The organism is Micromonospora sp. NPDC049051, from assembly GCF_043197575.1.
GTDB lineage: Bacteria > Actinomycetota > Actinomycetes > Mycobacteriales > Micromonosporaceae > Micromonospora.
Genome location: NZ_JBICTL010000003.1, coordinates 819,125 through 839,732, shown reverse-complemented (window position 1 = coordinate 839,732; position 20,608 = coordinate 819,125). Strand labels below are relative to the sequence as shown.

Annotated in this window: 18 protein-coding genes; 10 read left to right on the top strand and 8 right to left on the bottom strand. The window is 74.5% G+C overall.

Annotated features, from left to right (window positions below; genetic code table 11):
• The first annotated feature begins 38 nt into the window (after positions 1-38).
• The gene (locus ACGFIR_RS15875) at positions 39-1,124 is read left to right on the top strand and encodes an iron-containing redox enzyme family protein (RefSeq protein WP_393145606.1); all 1,086 of its coding nucleotides are present in this window, start codon (positions 39-41) and stop codon (positions 1,122-1,124) included.
• A gap of 32 nt (positions 1,125-1,156) precedes the next feature.
• On the opposite strand, the gene ACGFIR_RS15870 is transcribed toward ACGFIR_RS15875, so the two are convergent.
• Positions 1,157-1,384 (bottom strand): CDGSH iron-sulfur domain-containing protein, encoded by a 228-nt coding sequence (locus ACGFIR_RS15870; protein ID WP_393003485.1) that lies wholly within the window; start codon positions 1,382-1,384, stop codon positions 1,157-1,159.
• 214 nt (positions 1,385-1,598) lie between these two features.
• On the opposite strand from ACGFIR_RS15870, the gene ACGFIR_RS15865 reads away from it, so the two are divergent.
• Both ACGFIR_RS15865 and ACGFIR_RS15860 read left to right on the top strand, forming a co-directional pair.
• Entirely contained in the window at positions 1,599-3,020 is a 1,422-nt protein-coding gene (locus ACGFIR_RS15865; RefSeq protein ID WP_393003784.1) for a hypothetical protein, read from the top strand.
• A 227-nt stretch (positions 3,021-3,247) separates the two neighbouring features.
• Positions 3,248-4,387: a SigB/SigF/SigG family RNA polymerase sigma factor gene (locus tag ACGFIR_RS15860; RefSeq protein ID WP_393003483.1), complete on the top strand. Its 1,140-nt coding sequence runs from the start codon at positions 3,248-3,250 to the stop codon at positions 4,385-4,387.
• Positions 4,388-4,442: 55 nt separating this feature from the next.
• Here ACGFIR_RS15860 and ctaD read toward each other — a convergent pair whose 3' ends face one another.
• The 5 genes from ctaD to ACGFIR_RS15835 all read right to left on the bottom strand — a co-directional run bounded on the left by ctaD (position 4,443) and on the right by ACGFIR_RS15835 (position 10,149).
• Entirely contained in the window at positions 4,443-6,446 is a 2,004-nt protein-coding gene (ctaD, locus tag ACGFIR_RS15855) for a cytochrome c oxidase subunit I (RefSeq protein ID WP_393003481.1), read from the bottom strand.
• 106 nt (positions 6,447-6,552) lie between these two features.
• Positions 6,553-7,278, bottom strand: a complete 726-nt coding sequence (locus ACGFIR_RS15850) for an ATP-binding protein (RefSeq protein ID WP_393003479.1) — start codon at positions 7,276-7,278, stop codon at positions 6,553-6,555.
• A 105-nt stretch (positions 7,279-7,383) separates the two neighbouring features.
• On the bottom strand, positions 7,384-7,836 hold the full coding sequence (locus ACGFIR_RS15845) for a DUF4383 domain-containing protein (RefSeq protein WP_393145834.1): 453 nt from the start codon (positions 7,834-7,836) through the stop codon (positions 7,384-7,386).
• 101 nt (positions 7,837-7,937) lie between these two features.
• A complete protein-coding gene (locus ACGFIR_RS15840; RefSeq protein ID WP_393145604.1) occupies positions 7,938-9,095 on the bottom strand; it encodes a glycosyltransferase in 1,158 nt (385 codons plus the stop codon).
• 70 nt (positions 9,096-9,165) lie between these two features.
• Entirely contained in the window at positions 9,166-10,149 is a 984-nt protein-coding gene (locus tag ACGFIR_RS15835; RefSeq protein ID WP_393003780.1) for a glucosyl-3-phosphoglycerate synthase, read from the bottom strand.
• A gap of 221 nt (positions 10,150-10,370) precedes the next feature.
• Here ACGFIR_RS15835 and ACGFIR_RS15830 point away from each other — a divergent pair, with 221 nt between their 5' ends.
• From ACGFIR_RS15830 to ACGFIR_RS15805, 6 genes are all read left to right on the top strand, one after another.
• Positions 10,371-11,378 (top strand): Gfo/Idh/MocA family protein, encoded by a 1,008-nt coding sequence (locus ACGFIR_RS15830; RefSeq protein WP_393145602.1) that lies wholly within the window; start codon positions 10,371-10,373, stop codon positions 11,376-11,378.
• The gene (locus ACGFIR_RS15825) at positions 11,371-12,459 is read left to right on the top strand and encodes a zinc-binding dehydrogenase (protein ID WP_393145600.1); all 1,089 of its coding nucleotides are present in this window, start codon (positions 11,371-11,373) and stop codon (positions 12,457-12,459) included. The genes ACGFIR_RS15830 and ACGFIR_RS15825 overlap by 8 nt, the downstream gene beginning before the upstream one ends.
• 48 nt (positions 12,460-12,507) lie before the next feature.
• Positions 12,508-14,343, top strand: a complete 1,836-nt coding sequence (locus ACGFIR_RS15820) for an ABC transporter ATP-binding protein (RefSeq protein WP_393145598.1) — start codon at positions 12,508-12,510, stop codon at positions 14,341-14,343.
• Positions 14,344-14,440: 97 nt separating this feature from the next.
• Positions 14,441-16,732 carry an accessory Sec system translocase SecA2 gene (secA2, locus tag ACGFIR_RS15815; protein ID WP_393003469.1) on the top strand — a complete coding sequence of 764 codons (2,292 nt, stop codon included), beginning with the start codon at positions 14,441-14,443 and terminating at the stop codon, positions 16,730-16,732.
• A gap of 188 nt (positions 16,733-16,920) precedes the next feature.
• Positions 16,921-17,661, top strand: coding sequence for a GAF and ANTAR domain-containing protein (locus tag ACGFIR_RS15810; RefSeq protein WP_393145596.1), 741 nt, complete (start codon positions 16,921-16,923; stop codon positions 17,659-17,661).
• A gap of 143 nt (positions 17,662-17,804) precedes the next feature.
• Positions 17,805-18,308, top strand: coding sequence for a DUF2231 domain-containing protein (locus ACGFIR_RS15805; protein ID WP_393003465.1), 504 nt, complete (start codon positions 17,805-17,807; stop codon positions 18,306-18,308).
• A gap of 175 nt (positions 18,309-18,483) precedes the next feature.
• Here ACGFIR_RS15805 and ACGFIR_RS15800 read toward each other — a convergent pair whose 3' ends face one another.
• Positions 18,484-19,437 (bottom strand): DUF3500 domain-containing protein, encoded by a 954-nt coding sequence (locus ACGFIR_RS15800; protein WP_393003463.1) that lies wholly within the window; start codon positions 19,435-19,437, stop codon positions 18,484-18,486.
• Positions 19,438-19,539: 102 nt separating this feature from the next.
• Positions 19,540-19,938: an ankyrin repeat domain-containing protein gene (locus ACGFIR_RS15795; protein WP_393145594.1), complete on the bottom strand. Its 399-nt coding sequence runs from the start codon at positions 19,936-19,938 to the stop codon at positions 19,540-19,542.
• Positions 19,939-20,103: 165 nt separating this feature from the next.
• Here ACGFIR_RS15795 and ACGFIR_RS15790 point away from each other — a divergent pair, with 165 nt between their 5' ends.
• Entirely contained in the window at positions 20,104-20,559 is a 456-nt protein-coding gene (locus ACGFIR_RS15790) for a cysteine dioxygenase (RefSeq protein WP_393003459.1), read from the top strand.
• Positions 20,560-20,608: the final 49 nt, after the last annotated feature.

Genomic DNA, 20,608 nt, shown 5'->3' with positions numbered 1-20,608 from the left:
GGGCACTGAGGACGGGCAGTACGACGCTGGAGGTCACCTTGTCAGAGCCCCTCGACCGACCGTACGGTCGCGCGCCCCTGCCGCAGCCCCGTGGACCGGTCTCGGCGGCCCTGCTGGAGGCGCTGCGGCGCACGCCGCACGACCTTCCGGCGGGGCTCGGCGCCGCCCTGGACCCCGCCGACCCGCTCACCGACGAGGACCTCCAGCTCACCCTCTTCTGCTGCTACGAGCTGCACTACCGCGGCTGGCGGGGCGTCGACGACGACTGGGAGTGGCAGCCGTCCCTGCTGGCGCTGCGCGCGTACGCCGAACGGCACTTCGAGGCGGCGGTGCGGGCGCTGGTGGGGCCGCTGCCGACGCCGCTGCCCGGCGGGGTACCGGCGGCCCTGGCCGACGTGGTCGCCGCCGACGACGGGCCGTCGCTCGCCGGGCACCTGCAACGCCGCGCGTCGCTGGCCCAGTTCCGCGAGTTCGTCACCCACCGCTCGATCTACCACCTGCGCGAGGCCGACCCGCACAGCTGGGCCCTGCCGCGCCTCGGCGGGCCGGCCAAGGCCGCCCTGGTCGAGATCCAGATGGACGAGTACGGCAACGGGCGCCTCGACCGGATGCACGCCGAGCTGTTCCGGATGACCATGGACCGGCTGGGGCTGGACACCGGCTACGCCGCGCACGTGGACGCCGTGCCGGCGGTCACCCTGGCCACCAACAACCTCATGTCGCTGTTCGGGTTGCACCGGCGGCTGCGCGGGGCGCTGCTGGGGCACCTGGCCGCGTACGAGATGACCTCCTCGCTGCCGAACCGCCGCTACGGCAACGGGCTGCGCCGCCTGGGCCTGGACGAGGCGGCCACCCGCTTCTACGACGAGCACGTCGAGGCCGACGCCGTGCACGAGCAGATCGCCGCGCACGACCTGTGCGGGGGACTGGTCCGGGTGGAGCCGGGGCTCGCCCCGGACGTCCTCTTCGGCGCCGCCGCCGCGCTGGCGGTGGACCGGCTCTTCGCCGCGCACCTGCTGGACGCCTGGGCCGCCGGTCGCACCTCCCTGCGCACCCCCGCTCCGCTGCGCATGGAGGTGCGGAACCACCCCCACCCCGCCGACCTCCCCGCCGCCGTGGCCTGACCGCCGGACCGTCACGTGTGACGGGAGTGGGGTCAGGAGGCGCGGGTGGTGCCCGCGCGGAAGCCGACGGCCTTGTGCGTACCGTCGCAGAACGGCTTGAGCGCCGACTTGCCGCAGCGGCACAGCGCCACCGTGCCCCGCCTCGCGTCGATGGTCTCCCCGTCGGGGGTGAGCAGGGCGAAGTCGCCCCGGACCAGCAGCGGCCCGTCCTCGTAGGGCGTGATGGTCGCCGCCGCGGGGGCGTCGTCGTCGGTGCGCATGGGCGCAGATGTGCCCCTTACCGCTGCACTGAAACCCCTGCTCACCGGCGTGCCGGGGCCGGCGGTGACCGCCGTCGTGGCCCCGTCCGACGGGCCGGCGCCGCCCCGCCCGGGATCTTCTGATTGATCCCGCCCGGTGGGGGATGCCCTGTTTGAACCCCATCGGGACGGGAAGCCGGGCCGCGTGGTGAGCGAACGAGGCAAGGTGGGGCCGGTGCACAAGGTGCGCAAGGGGCTCACGGCCGAAGGTGCCGGGCTGGCGGGCGACCGGGTGGTGGCCGCCGGCAGCGCGGCGCGGGTGCTGGTGGCCGCCACGGCGCGGGCCCTGCGCGGGACCGACTGCGCCGACCTCGGGCACCCCGGACACCCGGGGCCGCTGTCGCGCTTCACCGGCGCGCCCGAGCCGGTACGCCGGGCGGCGGTGCTCCGGGCGGCCGGACGGGTGGCGCTGACCCCCGGCCAGACGGCCGAGGTCGACGCCGGCCGGGTCGCCCGCTGGTTCGCCGAGCAGTACCCGGGCCGCCGCTACCCGGGGGTCCTGGTCGGCTCCCCGCACGGCGCCGCCGCGCACCTGGCGATGGCGCTCGGCGTGCCCTGGCTGCCGGCGGCGTTCGAGATGACCGTGCACTGGGCGCAGGGCGCCGTGGACCGGCCGCAGGCCGCCCTGGACCATGGTGCCGCGCTCACCGCCCGCCTCCTCGGCGGCAACGCCGACCTGCACGTACGCCAGGTGCACTGCCCCGCGAGCCGGGGCGCACTGGCCGGCGCCACGGTGTCCCTGGGGGCCCGGTGGCGGTCCCTGCCGGCCGCGTACGCGCGCTTCCTGGCCGATCGGCTGGAGCCCGGCGCCCCGGTGCTGCTGCTGGGCGACGCCCGCACCTGGCCGGTGTTCGACTCCGCCCCGGGGCACAGCTTCCAGGTCGGTTGCCCGGGCAGCGGCCTCGACCCGGTCGACTTCCACCCGGACAGCCACGCCCTGCGCCAGGTGCTCCGCTCCGCCGGCGGGGACGGCGCGCACTGGCAGCCGCCGGAGGTCACCTCGCCGCCCGAGCCGGCGGAACACGGCGTGGAGTCCGGTTTCGAGGCCGCCGTCCGGGAGTGGACGGGGCGGCACGGGCATCCGCTGCACCGGGTTCTCGTGCCCCGACCGGAGGCGCTCAGCGCCGCGACCGCAGACCTGTACCGGCGCTGGCTGCGCGCCGCCGGCAAGACCGGCGACCGGCTGGTGGTGGAGTGCGGCCGGCTGCTCGACCCGTGGCAGGTGGTGCGGGCCGGGATGGTGCCGTACTGGTGCGAGAACGCCACCCGGCGCAGCGTGGAGGAGGTGGAGTGGTGGCTCGCCGGCAGCGAGCCGTTCAGCTCGGTGGACGTGCTGCCCGAACCGCCCGGCCTGCGGTCGCCGGCGCTGGCCGGGCTGCCCCAGTGGCTGGCCGTCGCCGGCTTCGGTCGCCGCCGGCGGGCGCTGGACCGCACCTCGGCGCGCGGCTACCCGGTCACCTCGGTGCCCACCCGCCGGGCCACGGAGGTGCTGCGGGCGCAGCCGTACGACCTGCCGACGCCGCCGCCGATGACGGTCGCCGACGCCCTCGCGGCGCTGCGTGACGGCGGCGCCGGCCAGGGCCTGCTGGTCTGTTGAGCCGGCCCTTTCGAAACATCCTCGCGAACCCCGGGTCCCGTGATTGAGTACCTACGGAGCGGGAACACCGCTGGCTGCGACGGCCTGATCACGCCGTCCGGCGTGGCGCCGTCACCCGCTGACATCCCAGTCATGTGACCCACTTTCCGGCCCGGGCGTGGTGCGACCACGCGCGCGCACGACCGGTTCCTGAATCCGGGCGGGGGACCTTCCTGAGGGAGGCGCGGATGTTCGGACAGACCACCACGACCACACCACCGCCGACCGAGCGGGGCCTGGAGGACCTCGACGCCGCCGCACTGGCGTACGCGGCCCGCATCGAGGGCCTTCCGCCTGAACGACGCCAGGAGGCGCGCGACGACCTCGTCCGCTTCGCCCTGCCGTTCGCGGGCCGGCTGGCCCGCCGCTACCGGGGGCGCGGTGAGCCGCTGGAGGACCTGGAGCAGGTCGCCCGGCTCGGTCTGGTCAACGCCGTCGACCGCTACGACCCGGAGCGGGGCTCGTTCACCGCGTACGCGGCCATCACCATCGTCGGCGAGATCAAGCGGCACTTCCGCGACCGCACCTGGGGCGTGCACGTGCCGCGCCGGCTGCGCGACCTGATCCTGGAGGTGGGGCAGGCGACGTCGGCGTTGACCAGCGAGCTGTCCCGGGCCCCGACGGTCGCCGAGCTGGCGGAGCGGCTGGAGACGCCGCAGGAGGAGATCCTCGCCGCGCTGGAGTCGGCCGCCGGCTACAGCCCGGCCTCGCTGAACGCCCCCGTCGGCGGGGAGAGCTCGGCCGAGTTCGGTGACCTGGTCGGCGAGTCCGACAACGCGCTGGAATCCGTCGACGACCGGGTGACGGTCAGCGGGCTGCTGCACCGGCTGCCCTGGCGGGAACGGCGGATCCTGGCGATGCGCTTCTACGGCAACCAGACCCAGGCGGAGATCGCCGCCCGCTTCGGCATCTCCCAGATGCACGTCTCCCGGCTGCTGTCGCGGGCGTTGACCTGGCTGCGTCAGGCGATGCTGGCCGACGCCCCGCCGCCGTGGCAGAACGGGGCCGCCGAGTCGGAGCCGGCGAAGACCCGGATCTCGGTCCGGCACAACGGCGACCGGGTGGTGGTGGAGGTCGGTGGTGAGGTCGACCGCGACGGCGCGGACCAGCTGCGCCGCGCGATGCTGGAGGCGGTGACCGGGCAGCCCGCCGAGGTGGTGGTCGACCTGGTCGGCGCGGGCGGCTTCGACGCCGGCGGCATCGCCGCGCTGATGGCCGGCCGCGAGGCCGCCGCCCGTACGGGGGTGCCGCTGCGGCTGACCCGGGTCCAGCCGGCCGTGCGCCGCTCGCTCACCGCGGCGGGACTCGCGGCGGCCCGCGAGAGCTGACCACGTCGAAAGGGCCGGCACCACGTGGTGCCGGCCCTTCCACGCGTACGCCCGCTCAGTGCTCGGGCGTGTCGCCGGGCCCGCGCGGGTGCCGCCAGCGGTCGTTCTCCTGCGGCTCCCGCTGGGCGCCGAGGTGGGTCTCCTCCGGCTCGTCGGTCTGCTCGAAGCTGGGCCGGCGCACCTCGTCCGGCTCCGGGACGTCCACCGGCCTGGCCCCGGACTGTGGAGCCGGCTGGTACTCGGCGGCCTCCCGTGCGCCGTGCGCCCCCTCGAGGGACGGCGACTCGGGCACGTGCCTCTCGCGGTGCAACTCGTCGCGGAAGTCCTGCGGCGGCTTCGTGGTGCGCTGCGGCAGGTCCCGGCCGAGGTCGGCGACGAGCGGGCCGTACTTGGCGTCGAAGGCGGGGCGCTCGGAGCGGATGCGGGGCATCCGGTCGAAGTTGCGCAGCGGCGGTGGGCAGGTGGTGGCCCACTCCAGCGAGTTGCCGAAGCCCCACGGGTCGTCGACGGTCACCTGTGCCCCGAAACGCCAGGACTTCCAGGCGTTCCAGATGAAGAACAGCGTGGAGGCGCCGAGCACGAAGGCGAAGATGCTGGAGAAGGTGTTGAGCGCGGTGAAGCCGTCGCTGGGCAGGTAGTCGGCGTAGCGGCGGGGCATCCCCTCGTTGCCGAGCCAGTGCTGGACGAGGAACGTGCCGTGGAAGCCGACGAACATCGTCCAGAAGTGGACCTTGCCGAGTCGCTCGTCGAGCAGCCGCCCGGTCATCTTCGGCCACCAGAAGTAGAAGCCACCGAAGAGCGCGAAGACCACCGTGCCGAACAGCACGTAGTGGAAGTGGCCCACGACGAAGTAGGTGTCGTGGGTGTGCCAGTCGGCGGGCGGGCTGGCCAGCAGCACCCCGGTGAGGCCGCCGAAGAGGAAGGTGACCAGGAAGCCGATCGCGAAGAGCATCGGCGTCTCGAAGGTGAGCTGCCCCTTCCACATGGTGCCGATCCAGTTGAAGAACTTCACCCCGGTGGGCACCGCGATCAGGTAGCTCAGGATGCTGAAGAACGGCAGCAGCACCTGGCCGGTGGCGAACATGTGGTGGGCCCAGACGGTCATCGACAGCACCGTGATCGCGGCGGTGGCCAGCACGAGGCCGGTGTAGCCGAAGATCGGCTTGCGGGCGAAGACCGGGATGATCTCGGTGATGATGCCGAAGAACGGCAGCGCGATGATGTAGACCTCGGGATGGCCGAAGAACCAGAACAGGTGCTGCCAGAGCATCGGCCCGGCGGTTCCCGGGTCGTAGACGTGGGCGTTGAGCAGCCGGTCCGCCGCGAGCGCCATCAGCGCGGCGGCGAGCAGCGGGAACACCAGGATCACCAGCACGCTGGTGAAGAGCATGTTCCAGGTGAAGATCGGCATCCGGAACATGGTCATGCCGGGCGCGCGCAGGGTGAGGATCGTGGTGATCAGGTTGACCGCGCCGAGGATGGTGCCCAGGCCGGAGACCACCAGGCCGATCACCCACAGGTTGGCGCCGACGCCGGGGGAGTGCTCCTGGCTGCTCAGCGGCGAGTACGCGGTCCAGCCGAAGTCGGCGGAGCCGCCCGGGGTGAGGAATCCCCCGACCACCATCAGCCCGCCGAACAGGTAGAGCCAGTACGCGAGGGCGTTGAGCCGGGGGAACGACACGTCCGGGGCGCCGATCTGGATCGGCACGATGTAGTTGCCGAACCCGAACGCCGCCGGGGTGGCGAACAGCAGCAGCATGACGGCGCCGTGCGAGGTGAAGAGCTGGTTGTACTGCTCGGCGGAGAGGAACTGCATGCCGGGGCGGGCCAGCTCGGCCCGCATCAGCATCGCCTGGATCCCCGCGACCAGGAAGAACCCGAACGAGGTCAGCAGGTAGAGCAGACCGATCTGCTTGTGGTCCGTGGTGGCCAGGAACCTGGTCAACTTCCCGCCGGGCAGGGCCTCGCGCATCGGCCCGGGGTAGCCGCCGAAGCGTGCCGGCGCCAGGATCGCCGGCCCCCGGTCCCGTGCAGGTGCGGTGTTTCCCCGCTTGGGCATGTGACTCTCACCCCGCCATGACGACAGATAGGACGGCGCGGCTACCCGCCCCACAGCCTATGAAACCAGGCGACAGCGGTTATTCAGGCGAGAGTGGTAAATTCGGTCAATTGGCCGGCAGTATGGCCCAGACGACCTTCCCGTCACCGGCCGGCGAGCTGCCCCAGCGCTGGGCCAGCTCGCGTACCAGCATCAGGCCCCGGCCGCCCTCGGCCCGCAGGTCGGGGCAGCGGGCCCGCACCGAGGTCCGGCTGCCGTCCGTCACCGCCACGTGCAGGTACGGCCGGCGCAGGGTGAGCGTCACCTGCATCGGCGTCCCGGCGTGCCGGACCACGTTGCCGACCAGCTCGCTGAGCACCAACGAGGCCGGACCGGCGACCTCGGGCAGGTTCCACCGGGCGCACGCGTCGGTGACCAGTTCCCGCGCCCGCCGGCAGGCCCCCGCGACCGGTTCGAGCCGGACCCGCAGCCGGGGTGTCGCTGCCGCGTTCGCCACCCGGGTCGCCTCGTCGCAGTCCCGGCGTACGGGCACCAACCGGCAGGCGGTCGACTGCGCCAGCCAGGTCGCCGCCTCGGCCGGCGGGGCACACAGCACCACGGGCACCGCGGGCCAGTCGGCCGCCCGGCGGGCGGCCGCGGCGAAGACCGCGAGGGCGAGCCGGTCACGCACGGTGATGTCGGCGAGGTCGACCACGAGCGCGTCGGGCTGGTTCGCGAGGCAGCCGTCCAGCACGGTGTGCACCGTGCGCATGGTGGCGAGGTCGAGGCTGCCACGCAGGCGTACGACGGTCACGGGTGACCCGTCGCGCACCTCGCAGGTGATCCTCCGCATCCGCGCCCTCGCTTCGCCTCGTCGAGGTCTGCGAACTACCCGGGGTCGGGTGGGGCGAAACCGCGACCGGCCGGGGCGCGACGCGCCCCGGCCGGTCCCGATGAGTCACCGCGCGGTACGGTCCCGCGTCGTCAGGACGCCGAGCGCGATCATGCCCACGCCGAGGAACAGGTGCAGCCAGTTGTCGGCGTTGTTGACGGGGATGAAGTTGGCCCCGCTGTTGTGGTCGACCGCCAGGCCGTAGAGCCAGAGCACCAGGTAGATCGCGCCCCCACCGATCAGGTACGCCCGTGCGCCCGCGACGGAACGGGCCAGCGCCAGCCCGGCCACCCCGAAGAGCAGGTGGACGATGTTGTGCAGCACCGAGACCTGGAACAGGCCGAACAGCTTCGCCTCGGAGTCGTGCCCGGCGAAGCGCAGGTCGTAGTAGTCGCTGGTGATGCCCGGCACGAAGCCGAGCACGCCGACGAGGAGGAAGACCACCGCCACGACGGTGGCGGCCCGCCGGACGGGCGCTTTGCCGTCCGCCGGGTTGTGCCGGGCGCGGGAGCGCGCCATGGGACCGGTCACCGCCGTCTCCTCACTGTGCGGGAATACCGAGCGGACCGGGCCTTCCCACTGTTCGCACCGGCAAACCCGCCGTCGGCGCGGATCGCCGGTCAGGCCGCCAACAGGCGCCCGGCGGTGGCGAGCTGGCGGACCCGCTCGTAGAGGCCCACGTACTTCTCCGCCATCACCGCGGGCGTGAAGCGCACGGCGGCCTCGCGCCGGCACTCGTCCGGGTCCAGCATGTCGGCGGCCAGCAGCAGCTCGCCGAGTTCCTCCTCGTCGGTGGTGAGCAGGCCGGTGCGGCCGTGCTCGATCAGCTCGGGCAGGCAGCCCCGGGCGGTGGCCACCACCGGCGTGCCCAGGGCCAGCGACTCGACCACCGCCGTGCCGCCCGGCTCCTCCCAGCGCAGCGGGAACAGCGAGGCCCGGGCGCCGGCCAGCAGGTCGTCGCGGTCCTGCCCGGCCACCGTGCCCACCCAGCGGACCAGGTCGCCGTCGACGTGCGGCGCCACCTCGTCGTAGAAGAACCGCACGTCCGGGTTCTGCCGGGCCTCGTCCCCGGCGGCGGCCAGGTCCTCCGGCCGGTGGTACGGGCCGACGGGACCGGCGAGCACCAGCGGCACCCCCACCCGCCGGGCGAGGCGCGCGCCCACGTCCTGGCCCTTGCCCGGGTTGACCCGGCCCAGGATGAGCGCGTAGTCGCCCTTGTCGGCGCGGGGCCGCCGGTCCGCGTCCACGGCGAGCGGGGTGGACAGGTGCACGTGGCCCACCGAGTGCTCCCGCAACGCCCGGGGCGCGCGGGCCAGCTGCGAGGCCGAGACGCCGTTGACCCGGACCCGGTCGCCGCCGTCGAGGTTGCCGTAGAGCGCCGGGTGCTTGGCCAGGTCCCAGTGCAGCGTGTGCAGCGCCGGCGGGGCGTCCGGGCCCATCGCGGTGAGCGTGGCCAGGCCGACCGCCTCCACGTGGTCGTGCACCAGGTCGATGTCGTCGCGCGAGTGCAGCACGCGCACCACCCCGTTCAGGTGCGCCTGGGAGATGCCGCAGACCTGGTTGTACGGCCGCTGTAGGGCGTGGAACTGCCCGTCGGGGAAGACGGAGAACTTCTCGTCGACCGGCAGGGCGCTGCTGTCGACCGACGCGAGCACCACCCGTACGCCGAGGCGGCGCAGCTCCGGCACGAGCGTGGCGATGACGTTCTCGATACCGCCGTAGCCCGGCGGCGGCACGGACAGCCACGGACCGGCGTTCATCAGGACGGTGAGGCTCATGCGACGTTCCTCTCGACGGGGCCGCGGGCCGTCCGCGCCCGGCGCGGCACGGGCACGACGGGTCGCGCGTTCACGCCGCGGCGACCCGTCGGCGGGGGATGCGGTGGCGCAGCTGCGCCAGGGGCGGCCGCTCCTCGACGGAGACGTCGCTGACGACGATCTCCCGGTCCAGGTTCGGCAGGGCGTCGGAGCCGCCCCGGCGGAACTGGGTCAGCAGCGCGGCCGGCATGGCACCCGGCGCCGCCCAGCCGCGCCGTTGCAGCCGCGACCAGGCGGTCAGCATGATCTGGGCCGACATCCGGCCCAGCGCGGCGGTGTCCTGGTGGCGGTGCTTGCGCTCGCCGAGGTCCACCTGGGCCAGCGCGTCCAGGCCGACCAGGTCGAGCAGGTCGATGAGCATCGCCGTCTCGACCCCGTAGCCGGAGACGAACGGCACCTGCTCCAGCACCTCCCGGCGGCCCGCGTACTCGCCGGCGAGGGGCTGCACGAAGCCCGCCAGCTCGGGCCAGAACAGGTTGAGCATCGGCCGGGCCATCAGCTCCGTCACCCGCCCGCCGCCGTCGGCCTCCACGCTGGACGCCCCGACCAGCGGACGGTGGTAGAAGCCCTTCACGAAGTCCACCGAGGGATCGGTCAGCAGCGGGCCGATCAGCCCGGTCACGAAGTGCGGACGGAACTCGCGCAGGTCGGCGTCGACGAACGCCACCACGTCGCCCTCGGCCGCGGCCAGCCCCGCCCAGAGCGCGTCGCCCTTGCCGGTCAGCCGGGGCAGCCCCCGGGTCATCGCGTCCTGGCTGACCACCTCCGCCCCGGCCGTACGGGCCACCTGGGCGGTGCGGTCGGTGGAGCGGGAGTCCACGACGATCAACTCGTCGATCAGCGGCACCCGTTCCATCAGGTGCTGGCGGATGGTCGACACGATCGCGCCGACCGTCGCCTCCTCGTTGTGGGCCGGCAGGACCACGCTGACCCTGCTGTCGCCCTTGGCGCGAATGAGGTGCCGGGCCGGCCAGTCACCCGCCGACGTGGTGCGGTAGGTGGCCCACGCCTCCACCACCGGTGACACGATCGTTTCCGCTTTCCGCACAGGCACCCCCAGATCGTGGCGGAAAAATCCTGCTCCTATTTCCCACTGCCGCGCTCGCGCTAACGCAGCATGCCTCACAGCCTGATCACGTCGGCGGCGTGGCCGGGTTCCGCCCTGGTGAACGTTTGGTTGCGCGCGTGCCGGGGGAGTGCTGTCGGCGACGCGAAACGGCGGCGAAGGGGCTTCACATGCGCACGTGCCGGGTGGGACTGGTAGGGGCCGGCGGGGTGGCGCGACGCCATGCCCGGGTGTTGGACGGATTCGCCGACGTGGAGCTGCTCGGGGTGACCGACGTGGTGCCGCAGGCCGCGGCGGAGTTGGCGCGCGCGCACGGCGCCCGCACCTTCGGCGACGTCGACGAGCTGCTGGCCGCCGGCCCGGACGCGGTCTACGTCTGCGTGCCGCCGTTCGCCCACGGACCGGCCGAGGAGGCGGTCGTCGCCGCCGGGGTGCCGATGTTCGTGGAGAAGCCCGTCGCCGTCGACCTGGTGACCGCCGAGCGGGTCGCCGACCTGGTGGCCCGGCGCGGGCTGCTCACCGGCGTCGGGCACCACTGGCGGTACCTGCCGGTGGTGCAGCAGGCCCGCGAGCTGCTCGGTGACCGTCCGGTGCGGATGGTGGCCGGCGCGTGGTGGGACAAGGTGCCCCCGGTGGACTGGTGGTCGCGGCGGGACCGCTCCGGCGGCCCGGTGGTCGAGCAGGCCGCGCACGTGCTGGACCTCGTCCGGCTCCTGGTCGGGGAGGCCACCGAGGTCACCGCGTACGGCGACGGCACCCCGCCGCCGGTCGACGGCGCCGACATCGACTCGGTCACCACCGCGGCGCTGCGGTTCGCCGGTGGTGCGGTCGGCACCCTCACCGCCGCCTGCGTGCTCGGCTGGAAGCACCGCGCCGGACTGGAGATCCTCGCCGACGGGCTCGCCCTGTCGCTGAGCGAGGACGGGCTGGTCGTGCGCGACGCCGACGGGGAACGCCGCTTCGCCGCCGACCCCGACGCCGCCCGGGTGGCCGTGGACCGGGCCTTCTTCGACGCGGTCCGGGGCGTCGGCGACGACGTCCGCGTCCCGTACGCCGAGGCCCTCGGCACCCAGCGGCTGGCCCTCGCGATCGCGGACTCCGCCCGCACCGGCCGGCCCGTACGGCTGGACGTGCCCGCCGCCGCGCCGCTCGCCGCCGGGGTGGCCGTCGATGCGTGACAAGGTGGTGGTGGTCAGCGGCCCGGGGCGGGTGGAGCTTGTCGAGCAGGACGCCGCCGAGCTGACCGACGGCACGTTCCGGGTCCGGACGCTGTTCAGCGGCGTGTCCGCGGGCACCGAACTCAGCTACGTCAAGGGCACCAATCCCTACCTCAACGTCACCTGGAACGCCGACCTCGGGCTCTTCCAGCCGGGCGTGGCCAGCACCCCCTTCCCGGTGACCCGCCTCGGTTACATGCAGGTCGGCCGGGTGGTGGAGAGCCGTACCCCGGCCGTCGCCGTGGGCACGGTCGGCGCCATGACCTACGGCCACCGCACCGGCTGGGTGGCCGACCCGGTCGCCGAGCGGTTCGTGCCGCTGCCCGACGACCTCGACCCGCTGCTCGGCGTCTACGTCGCGCACATGGGTCCGATCTGCGCCAACGGGGTGCTGCACGCCGCCGCCGACCTGCACGGCGCGGACGTGCGGTCGCTGGGCGACGGGGTGCGGGGCCGCCGGGTCGCGGTCGTCGGCGGCGGGGTGGTGGCCCTGCTCACCGCCCTGTTCGCCAGGCGGCACGGGGCCGCCTCGGTGGTGGTGCTCGACCCGACCCCGCAGCGGCGGGCCGTCGCCGAGGCGCTGGGCCTGCGGACCCTCGACCCGGAGGCCGACGACCCGGCGGTGGTGCTCAAGACCCGCTGGGCGCACGGCCCCGGCGACCGGGGCGCCGACGTGGTGTTCCAGTGCCGGGGGCAGGCGTGGGCGCTGCAGCTCGCCCTGCGCCTGCTGCGCCCCCAGGGCACGGTGGTCGACCTGGCCTTCTACCAGGCCGGCGCGGACGCGGTGCGCTTCGGCGAGGAGTTCCACCACAACGGGCTGACACTGCGGTCTGCCCAGATCGGCCGGGTGCCGCGCGGGCTCGCCCCCACCTGGGACCGGGAGCGCCTCTCCGCCGAGACGATCGACCTGCTGCGCGCGTACGGGGACGTGATCCGCAAGCACCTGGTCTCGGCCGTGGTGCCGTTCGAGGACGCGCCGGCGCTGCTGACCGACCTCGCCGAGCGGCGCCGCCAGGAACTACAGGTGGTGCTGACCGTCTGACGCCCCGCGCCGGGCCGGGCGGGTGGCGCGGCCCGATACCGTGCCAGCATGAGCGCCGACGCGTCCGTCACGACCGCCGCCGACCCCCTCACGACCGCCGACGCGCCCGTCACGACCGCCGCCGGTGGTCCTGCCGGAGCCCCGGAGGACCGGCGGGTCGGCCTCGCCGCCCTGCTGCCGTACCTGCGTGCCCACCGCGGCACCCTGGCGGTGGTGGGCGTGCTGTCGCTCGCCGGGGCGGCGGCCTCGCTGGCGCAGCCGCTGCTCACCCGCTCGGTGCTGGACGGGCTCTCCGCCAGCCGGCCCGTGGCGGGGCTGGTCACGGCGCTGGTCGCCCTGGTGCTGACGGGCGCGGCGATCGGCGGGGTGCGCGACTACCTGCTGCAACGCACCGCCGAGGGAGTCGTGCTGGACACCCGGCGGCGGCTGGCCGGGCACCTGCTGCGGCTGCCGATCGCCGAGTACGACCGCCGCCGCACCGGCGACCTGCTCTCCCGGGTCGGCTCGGACACCACCCTGCTGCGCGCCGTGGTCACCTCCGGGCTGTTCGAGGTGGTCACCGGCGCCGTGATGGTGCTCGGCGCGGCCGGCGCGATGCTCCTGCTCGACCCGGTGCTGTTCGGGGTGACCCTGCTCGGGGTGGCCGCCGGGATCGCCATCGCGGTCGCCTTCGCCCGCCGGGTGCGGGGCCTGGCCCGGGCCGCCCAGGAGCGCATCGGCGAGATGACCTCGGCGGTGGAGCGGGCCATCTCCGCCGCCCGCACGATCCGCGCCGCCCGCGCCGAGCGGCGCGAGGCCGACGCGATCGGCGTCAGCGCCGGGCAGGCGTACGCGGCCGGGCTGCGGGTGGCCCGGGTACAGGCGTTCGTCGGCCCGGCCAGCAGCGTCACCATCCAGGGGGCGTTCCTGCTGGTTCTCGGGGTGGGCGGGGCGCGGGTGGCGGCGGGCGCGATCACCGTCGGGGACCTGGTCGCCTTCATCATGTTCCTGTTCTTCCTGGTGCTTCCGCTCGGGCAGGCGGTGCACGCCTACACCCAGTTGCAGACCGGCCTGGGCGCGCTCCAGCGGATCGAGGAGATGCTCGCCGTCCCGGTCGAGGGGGCCGTCGACCGGCCGGCCGCCGCCCCGGCCAAGGCCCCGTCCGGCGGGGCCCCGGCGTCGGTCGAGTTCGACCGGGTGGGCTTCGGCTACCCCGGCGGCCCGCCGGTGCTGCGCGAGGTGAGCTTCACCGTGCCGGCCGGCACCCGGACCGCCCTGGTCGGCCCCTCCGGCGCCGGGAAGTCGACGCTGCTGGCGCTGGTCGAGCGCTTCTACGAGGTGACCGAGGGCACGCTGCGCGTCGACGGGGTGGACGTGCGGGACCTGCCCCGCGACGCGCTGCGCGCCCGGATCGGCTACGTCGAGCAGTCCGCCCCCGTGCTGGCCGGCACGCTGCGGGAGAACCTCCTGATCGGCGCGCCGCAGGCCACCGAGGCCCGGCTGCGCGCGGTGCTCGACGAGGTCAACCTGGGCCACCTCGCCGAGCGCGCCCGCGAGGGGCTGGACGTGCAGGTGGGTGAGGGCGGGGTGCTGCTCTCCGGCGGCGAGCGGCAGCGGCTGGCGATCGCCCGCGCCCTGCTGGCCGGGGCGCCGGTGCTGCTGCTCGACGAGCCGACCAGCAACCTCGACGCCCGCAACGAGGCCGCGCTGCGCCGGGCCATCGACGCGGTCGCGGCCCGGCGCACCCTGCTGATCGTGGCGCACCGGCTCTCCACCGTCGTCGACGCCGACCAGATCGTGGTGCTCGACGGGGGCCGGGTGGCGGCCACCGGCACCCACGACGAGCTCACCGGGACCAGCCCGCTCTACCGTGAGTTGGCCGCCCACCAGCTCCTGGTGACCTGAGCGCCGCACGCGTGCGACCCGCCCCGCGGCGACACCCGCGCGGTGGTACGGCGGGCGGGCCGCCAACGACGGCTCCGGTCGCGTACCGTTGCCGCTCATGGGTGTGTCGCAACGCTTGAAGACCAGGTTCCGCCGGTTCCTCCAGCGCCCGGGGACGACCGTCGACCTGGGGCCGCTGGAGAAGCTGCTGCCGGCCGTCGAGGCGCGCGAGGACGAGCTGTCGGCGCTCGACGACGCCGAGCTGACCGAGGCCGCCGGCAAGGCCACGGGCTACGAGGAGATCTGCGCGATCGGCCGCGAGGCCGCCCGCCGGGGCCTCGACCAGCGGCCGTACGACGTGCAGCTGCTGGGTGCGATGGCGCTGCTGTCGGGCAAGGTCGCCGAGATGGCCACCGGTGAGGGCAAGACGCTCACCGCCACCATCGCCGCGTACGGGCACGTCCGGCTGGGCAACGGCCCGGTGCACGTGCTCACCGTCAACGACTACCTGGCCCGGCGTGACGCCCTCTGGATGGAGCCGGTCTACACCCTGCTCGGCCTGACCGTCGGCTGGGTCAACGAGGCGTCCACCCCGCAGGAGCGGCGCGACGCGTACGCCTGCGACGTCACCTACGTCTCGGTCAGTGAGGCCGGCTTCGACTACCTGCGCGACCAGCTCGTCACCGACGTGGCGGACCGGGTGCAGCCGCCGCTGCGCACCGCCATCGTCGACGAGGCCGACTCGATCCTCATCGACGAGGCCCGGGTGCCGATGGTCCTCGCCGGCGCGGTCGCCGGCGAGCAGGACCCGGTGCACGCCGCCGCCGCCCAGGTGCGGGGCCTGCGCAAGGGCAAGCACTACACGGTGGCCGAGGACGGCCGCAGCGTCGCCTTCACCGCCGCCGGCCTGGCCGCCATCGAGGCCAAGCTCGGCATCGACCTCTACGACGAGGAACACGTCGCGCAGCTCTCCGCCGTGAACGTGGCCCTGCACGCGCACGCCCTGTTGCACCGCGACGTCGACTACATCGTCCGGGACAACTCCGTCGAGCTGATCGACGAGATGCGCGGCCGGGTCGCCCAGCGCCGCCGCTGGCCGGACGGACTCCAGGCGGCCGTGGAGGCCAAGGAGGGCCTCGACGCCACCGCCGAGGGCGAGGTGCTCGGCACGATCGCCGTGCAGGCGTACATCGCGCTCTATCCCAAGGTGTGCGGCATGACGGCGACCGCGGTGCTGGTCGGCGACCAGCTGCGGGAGTTCTTCGGCCTCGAGGTGGCGGTCATCCCGCCGAACACCCCGTGCGTGCGCGAGGACGAGCCGGACCGCATCTACGCCACCCGGGCGGAGAAGGAGGAGGCGCTGGTCGACGAGATCAAGCGCAACCACGAGCGCGGGCGGCCGGTGCTGGTCGGCACCCTGGACGTGAAGGAGTCCGAAGGGCTGGCCGCCGGCCTGAACGCCGCCGGGGTGTCCTGCGTGGTGCTCAACGCCAAGAACGACGACGAGGAGGCGGCGATCATCGCCGAGGCCGGTGCGTACGGCGCGGTGACCGTCTCCACCCAGATGGCCGGCCGGGGCGTGGACATCCGGCTGGGCGGCAGCGACCAGGCCGACCGCGACCGGGTCGCCGAGCTGGGCGGCCTCTACGTGATCGGCAGCGGCCGGCACGACAGCCGCCGGGTCGACGACCAGCTGCGCGGCCGGGCCGGGCGGCAGGGCGACCCGGGTGGCTCGGTCTTCTTCGTCAGCCTGGAGGACGACCTGGTCGTCCGGCACGCCGGCGACGCCGTTCCGGCCTCGCCCCGGATGAACGCCGACGGTCTGGTCACCGACGATCAGGTCGAGTACGCCGTCGAGCACGCCCAGCGGGTCGCGGAGGGCGTCAACCACGAGATCCACCGCAACACGTGGCGCTACAGCGTCGTGATCGAGCAGCAGCGCAAGGCCCTCGCGGAGCGTCGGGAACGGCTGCTGACCAGCGACGTGGCGGCGCTGATGCTGCTGGACCGGATGCCCGACAAGGCCGGCGAGATGGACGAGGACCTGCTCGCCCGGGCGGCCCGGTCGATCGCCCTCTACCACCTCGACCGGCTCTGGGCGGAGCACCTCGCGGAGCTCTCCGAGGTGCGCGAGGGCGTGCACCTGCGCGCGCTGGGCCGGCTCGACCCGCTGGACGAGTTCCACCGCGCGGCGGTGCCGGCGTTCAACGACCTGATCCCCGAGATCGAGCGGCGCACGCTCGCCACCTTCGAGGAGACGGAGTTCGCCGACGACTGGGAGCCGGACGAGGCGAAGCTGGTGCGGCCGAGCGCGACCTGGACGTACCTGGTGCACGACAACCCGTTCGGTTCGGAGCTGGACCGGTTGATCGCCTCGGTGGGACGGCGGCTCAGCTCCGCGTCGCGCTGACGCTGTGGGGGTCCCTTCCGACGCCTCCGGGCGCCCGGAAGGGGCCCCCTTTTGCGCCGTTTCGACCCCGGTTTGCGAGGGTAGTAGGCCGGGTCCGAAGAGTCGGGAGAGAACCAGGCGATGGAACAGGTGACGGCACCGGCCGGCCGTGCGGCGGCACGCGTTGCGACGACGGGGGCAGCGCGGCGGTGAACCTGGAGATGCGGGACCCGGCGGTGGAACGGCTCGGCGTCCTGGAGACCGCCGCCCTGCTGCGCGAGCTGACGGCCGCGCTGATCGCGGTCGACGACTTCGACGAGGCGCTGGGCGCGCTCGTACGCACCACCCGCGACGCGGTCGCCGGTGTGAGCTGGTGCGGCTTCACCACCCTGCGCGCCGGCGAACCAGCCGGGGCGGCGGCCTCCGACGCCCGCCTGGCGGGCCTGGACGACCTGCGGCACGGCCCCGACTCGCCAGCGATGGACGCGGTCCGGCGGCGGGAGATGATCCTCTCCGACCGGTTGGACCGCGAGGAACGGTGGCCGGCCTGGACGCCACGGGCCCGGGAGCTGGGCGTGCACGGGGTGATCTCCGCGCCGGTCGACGTCGACGAACAGGTGATCGGGTCGATCAACCTGTACGCCGGCACCGCCGACCTGCTCACCCCCGGGCACCAGCTCACCGCGATGCTGCTCGCCGAGCACGCCGGGCTGCTGCTCGCGGCGGTCCGCGACCGGGCACGCAGGGCCGCCCAGGCCGGGGAACTGGATTCGGCGGTGCTCGGCGACGGGGTGGTCGGGCAGGCCATCGGTGTGATCATGACCCAGCGCGGCTGCCCGGCCGAGGAGGCGCTCGACGTGCTGCGCAGCGCGGCGTCGTCGCTGGACATCCCGCTGCGTCAGGTGGCCGACCGGCTGGTCGCCACCGTGTCGCGCCCCCGGGACAACTGAACCTGTGGCGGCCAGCCCACCGTCGGGTCGGGGCCGGGTGACCGGTGGGACGATCGGGGCCGGTGGGCCGCGTGTCGTTTCGGCGTACGGGCGCCCGGGTAGCACCCTGGACTGGTGGACGCATGCCGACCTGGGGAGGAACCATGCAGAGCCGGCTGCGGGTGCAGGGGCACCCGATCCAACCGATGCTGGTGACGTTCCCGTTCGGGCTCTTCGTCAGCGCGACCGTGTTCGACCTGACCGACGTGCTCGGCGGGCCGGCCTTCCTCGGTGAGGTGGGCTACTGGACGACCGTGGCGGCCCTGTTCGCCGCCGCGCTGGCCGCCGTGGCCGGCATGATCGATCTGTGGGACGTGCCGGTCGACCGCACCCGGCGCACGGCGATCACCTTCAACCTGGTGAACGTGGCGATGGCGGCGCTGTTCCTGATCTCCTGCCTCGTCCGTGCGGACGCGCCGCAGCGGGGCGCGTCCGTCGTGCTGCTGCTCACCGAGCTGGTGGCGTTGGGCGTCGGCGCGGTCGGCGTCTCGCTGGGCGCCCGGCTGGTGCGCCGCTTCGACGCCGGACGCCGGGCCGAGGCCACCACCTTCGACGCGTTGGCCGGCACCCCGGACTCCACCATCGACCTGGCCCCCCACCGCCCCTGACGCCCCGCCCCGGCGGCGCCCCCCGCCCCGGCCCCAGCTGCGTCGATCATGCAGTCGTGGTGGCCGGTAGGGGCCGCTTCGCACCTTTCGCAGGGCACCACCACTGCATGATCGACGAGGCGCGACGCCACGCCGCACGGGCGACGCGAGCTGGAAGGGCTGGCGGCGGAGACGGCTAGCGGGGGTGGGATTCGGCGTGGTGGGCGGCGAGGACGTCCGCGCCGAAGTCGCTGGCGGGGCGGCGCAGGACCGTGTGCGCGTGGTTGCCGTCGTCGCTGGTGTTGTCGTACTCGATGAGCAGGTCGTCGCCCTGCACGCGGTAGTAGTGGCGGCGTCCGGGCACGGTCGGACCGGCCCAGGCGAAGTGCAGCCGCCCGGCGTCCAGTCGGCGCGCCTCCCGGATCGCCAGCTCGGGCGGGAGCCGGTCCAGATACAGCGCCACGAGTTGGTCCAGCAGGGCCCGTCCGGTCGGCCCGAGCCGGTCGGCGGGCACCCCGAGGGGCTCCAGCGGCCCGCCAACCTGGGCGCGGGTGGCGCTGATGATGTCCCCGGGGGCCTCGTCGGCGACGATGGCGGCGGACCGGCCGGCCGGGCCCATCGCGTCGAGCAGGGCGCGCCCCAGGTCCTCCTCCACGCCCAGCGGGCGGGAGACCGGGTGGCCGGCGTACCGGACGGTGGCCGGGTTGGCGCCGAGGAAGATCGGCGCGGGGGAGACCTGCCCGGCCACCACGGTCATGCTCACCGAGAGGTGGTGCCCCTCCAGGCGCCACGCCCAGGCGTCGTCGCGGGCCGGATCGCCGAAGACGGCCACCCAGTAGTCGCCGCTGTGCCGGCCCCGGCGCCAGCCCTCCGCCCGGTCCAGCACCTCCTCCAGCGCGACGATCGCCATCGCCTGGGCGTACGCCGGTGGGCTCAGCGCGGTGGCCAGCAGCCGGTGCGCGGCCTTGCGGCCCGCGCGGTCGAGGTCGGCCAGGCAGACTCCCGGGCGGGGCCGCGGCCGGTACTCGATCCAGCGGCGGGCCGCGTCGTCGTCGAACCGATGGGCGGCCCGGTCGCGGGCGGGCTCGTCCAGCGCGGCCAGCAGCGCCGCGGCGGCGGCGCGCATCTGTTCGGGCAGCGGATCCTCCACGGGACCTGTATACCGGCTGTCGGGCGCGTGCGCCGGGCGTCGCCGGCAGCGGTCAGCGGGGCACCTCGCGCACGACCGAGCGGGACACGGCGGGCGTCGCGGTCAGGCGGTCGGTGCCGTCAGCAGCGCGAACATCTCGGTCAGGTCGAAGAAGCGGGCGGTCTCCACCGCCGAGGGGCTGCCGTGGTGCGGGTCGGCTCCGGCGGCGAGCAGCGCCCGGACGGCCTCCGTGCTGCTGCGGAAGGTGGCGGCGGCCAGGGCCGTCTGGCCCCGGTCGTTGGTCCGGGTGTGGTCGGCGCCGCGGGCGAGCAGGGCGGCGACCGTCTCGGGGCGGGCGTGGTAGGCCGCCAGGAGCAGCAGGGTGTCACCCTTGTCGTTGGTCAGGTCGACGGGCAGCCCCGCGTCGACGTAGTCGGCCAGTTCGGCGGTGGCGCCGTCGCGCGCCAGGTCGAACATCCGGTGCGCGAACGCCAGCGTCTCGGCGTCGAGTTCCTCACTCACCGGTCCAGGTTAGTCGGAGCTCGGCCTGACGGGTCGCGCGGCCGGCGGGCTGGGAGGCGGAGCCGATGGATGGCGGTGGCGTCCCGGGTTCTGGGAATGCCTACTAAACCAATAGGGTTTGCAGCCTATGCTGGGTCGACGCTCCGCCGAACCGCGAGGACCGCCATGCCCGACCGACGCCCACCCGACCTGCTCACCGTCGCCCGCCGCTGGGCCGCCGACCCCGCCCGCTGGCCGGTGCCGCTGCGCTTCGATCCGGCCACCCGCTGGTACGCCCGGCTCGCCCACGACGCCGACCACGAGGTGTGGGCGTTGAGCTGGCTGCCCGGCCAGGGCACCGACCTGCACGACCACGGCGGCTGTGGCGGGGCGTTCCTGGTCGTCTCCGGGGTACTGACCGAGGAGACGGTCGGCGGGGGCGTGCTGCGCCCGCACCGGCTGCCGGCCGGCTCCGGTCGCCGGTTCGGCCCCCGGCACGTGCACCAGGTGTCCAACCGCGACGACGAGCCGGCGGTGAGCGTCCACGTCTACCGCCCCGCGCTGCGCAGGATGACCAGCTACCGGCTCACCGAGGGCCGGCTGCGCGTCGCCGAGGTGGCCGAGGCCGGAGTCGCCTGGTGAGCGCGACGCCGTCCCGTCCCCTCCGCCCGCGATCCGGTACGCGCCGCCC

What these genes read in the sequence shown, in the direction of transcription:
- ACGFIR_RS15870 (WP_393003485.1), bottom strand. Translation starts at nt 1,384, where the DNA reads ATGCGCACCGACGACGACGCCCCCGCGGCGGCGACCATCACGCCCTAC.
- ACGFIR_RS15860 (WP_393003483.1), top strand. Translation starts at nt 3,248, where the DNA reads ATGTTCGGACAGACCACCACGACCACACCACCGCCGACCGAGCGGGGC.
- ctaD (WP_393003481.1), bottom strand. Translation starts at nt 6,446, where the DNA reads ATGCCCAAGCGGGGAAACACCGCACCTGCACGGGACCGGGGGCCGGCG.
- ACGFIR_RS15850 (WP_393003479.1), bottom strand. Translation starts at nt 7,278, where the DNA reads ATGCGGAGGATCACCTGCGAGGTGCGCGACGGGTCACCCGTGACCGTC.
- ACGFIR_RS15845 (WP_393145834.1), bottom strand. Translation starts at nt 7,836, where the DNA reads ATGGCGCGCTCCCGCGCCCGGCACAACCCGGCGGACGGCAAAGCGCCC.
- ACGFIR_RS15840 (WP_393145604.1), bottom strand. Translation starts at nt 9,095, where the DNA reads ATGAGCCTCACCGTCCTGATGAACGCCGGTCCGTGGCTGTCCGTGCCG.
- ACGFIR_RS15830 (WP_393145602.1), top strand. Translation starts at nt 10,371, where the DNA reads ATGCGCACGTGCCGGGTGGGACTGGTAGGGGCCGGCGGGGTGGCGCGA.
- ACGFIR_RS15825 (WP_393145600.1), top strand. Translation starts at nt 11,371, where the DNA reads ATGCGTGACAAGGTGGTGGTGGTCAGCGGCCCGGGGCGGGTGGAGCTT.
- ACGFIR_RS15820 (WP_393145598.1), top strand. Translation starts at nt 12,508, where the DNA reads ATGAGCGCCGACGCGTCCGTCACGACCGCCGCCGACCCCCTCACGACC.
- secA2 (WP_393003469.1), top strand. Translation starts at nt 14,441, where the DNA reads ATGGGTGTGTCGCAACGCTTGAAGACCAGGTTCCGCCGGTTCCTCCAG.
- ACGFIR_RS15805 (WP_393003465.1), top strand. Translation starts at nt 17,805, where the DNA reads ATGCAGAGCCGGCTGCGGGTGCAGGGGCACCCGATCCAACCGATGCTG.
- ACGFIR_RS15790 (WP_393003459.1), top strand. Translation starts at nt 20,104, where the DNA reads ATGCCCGACCGACGCCCACCCGACCTGCTCACCGTCGCCCGCCGCTGG.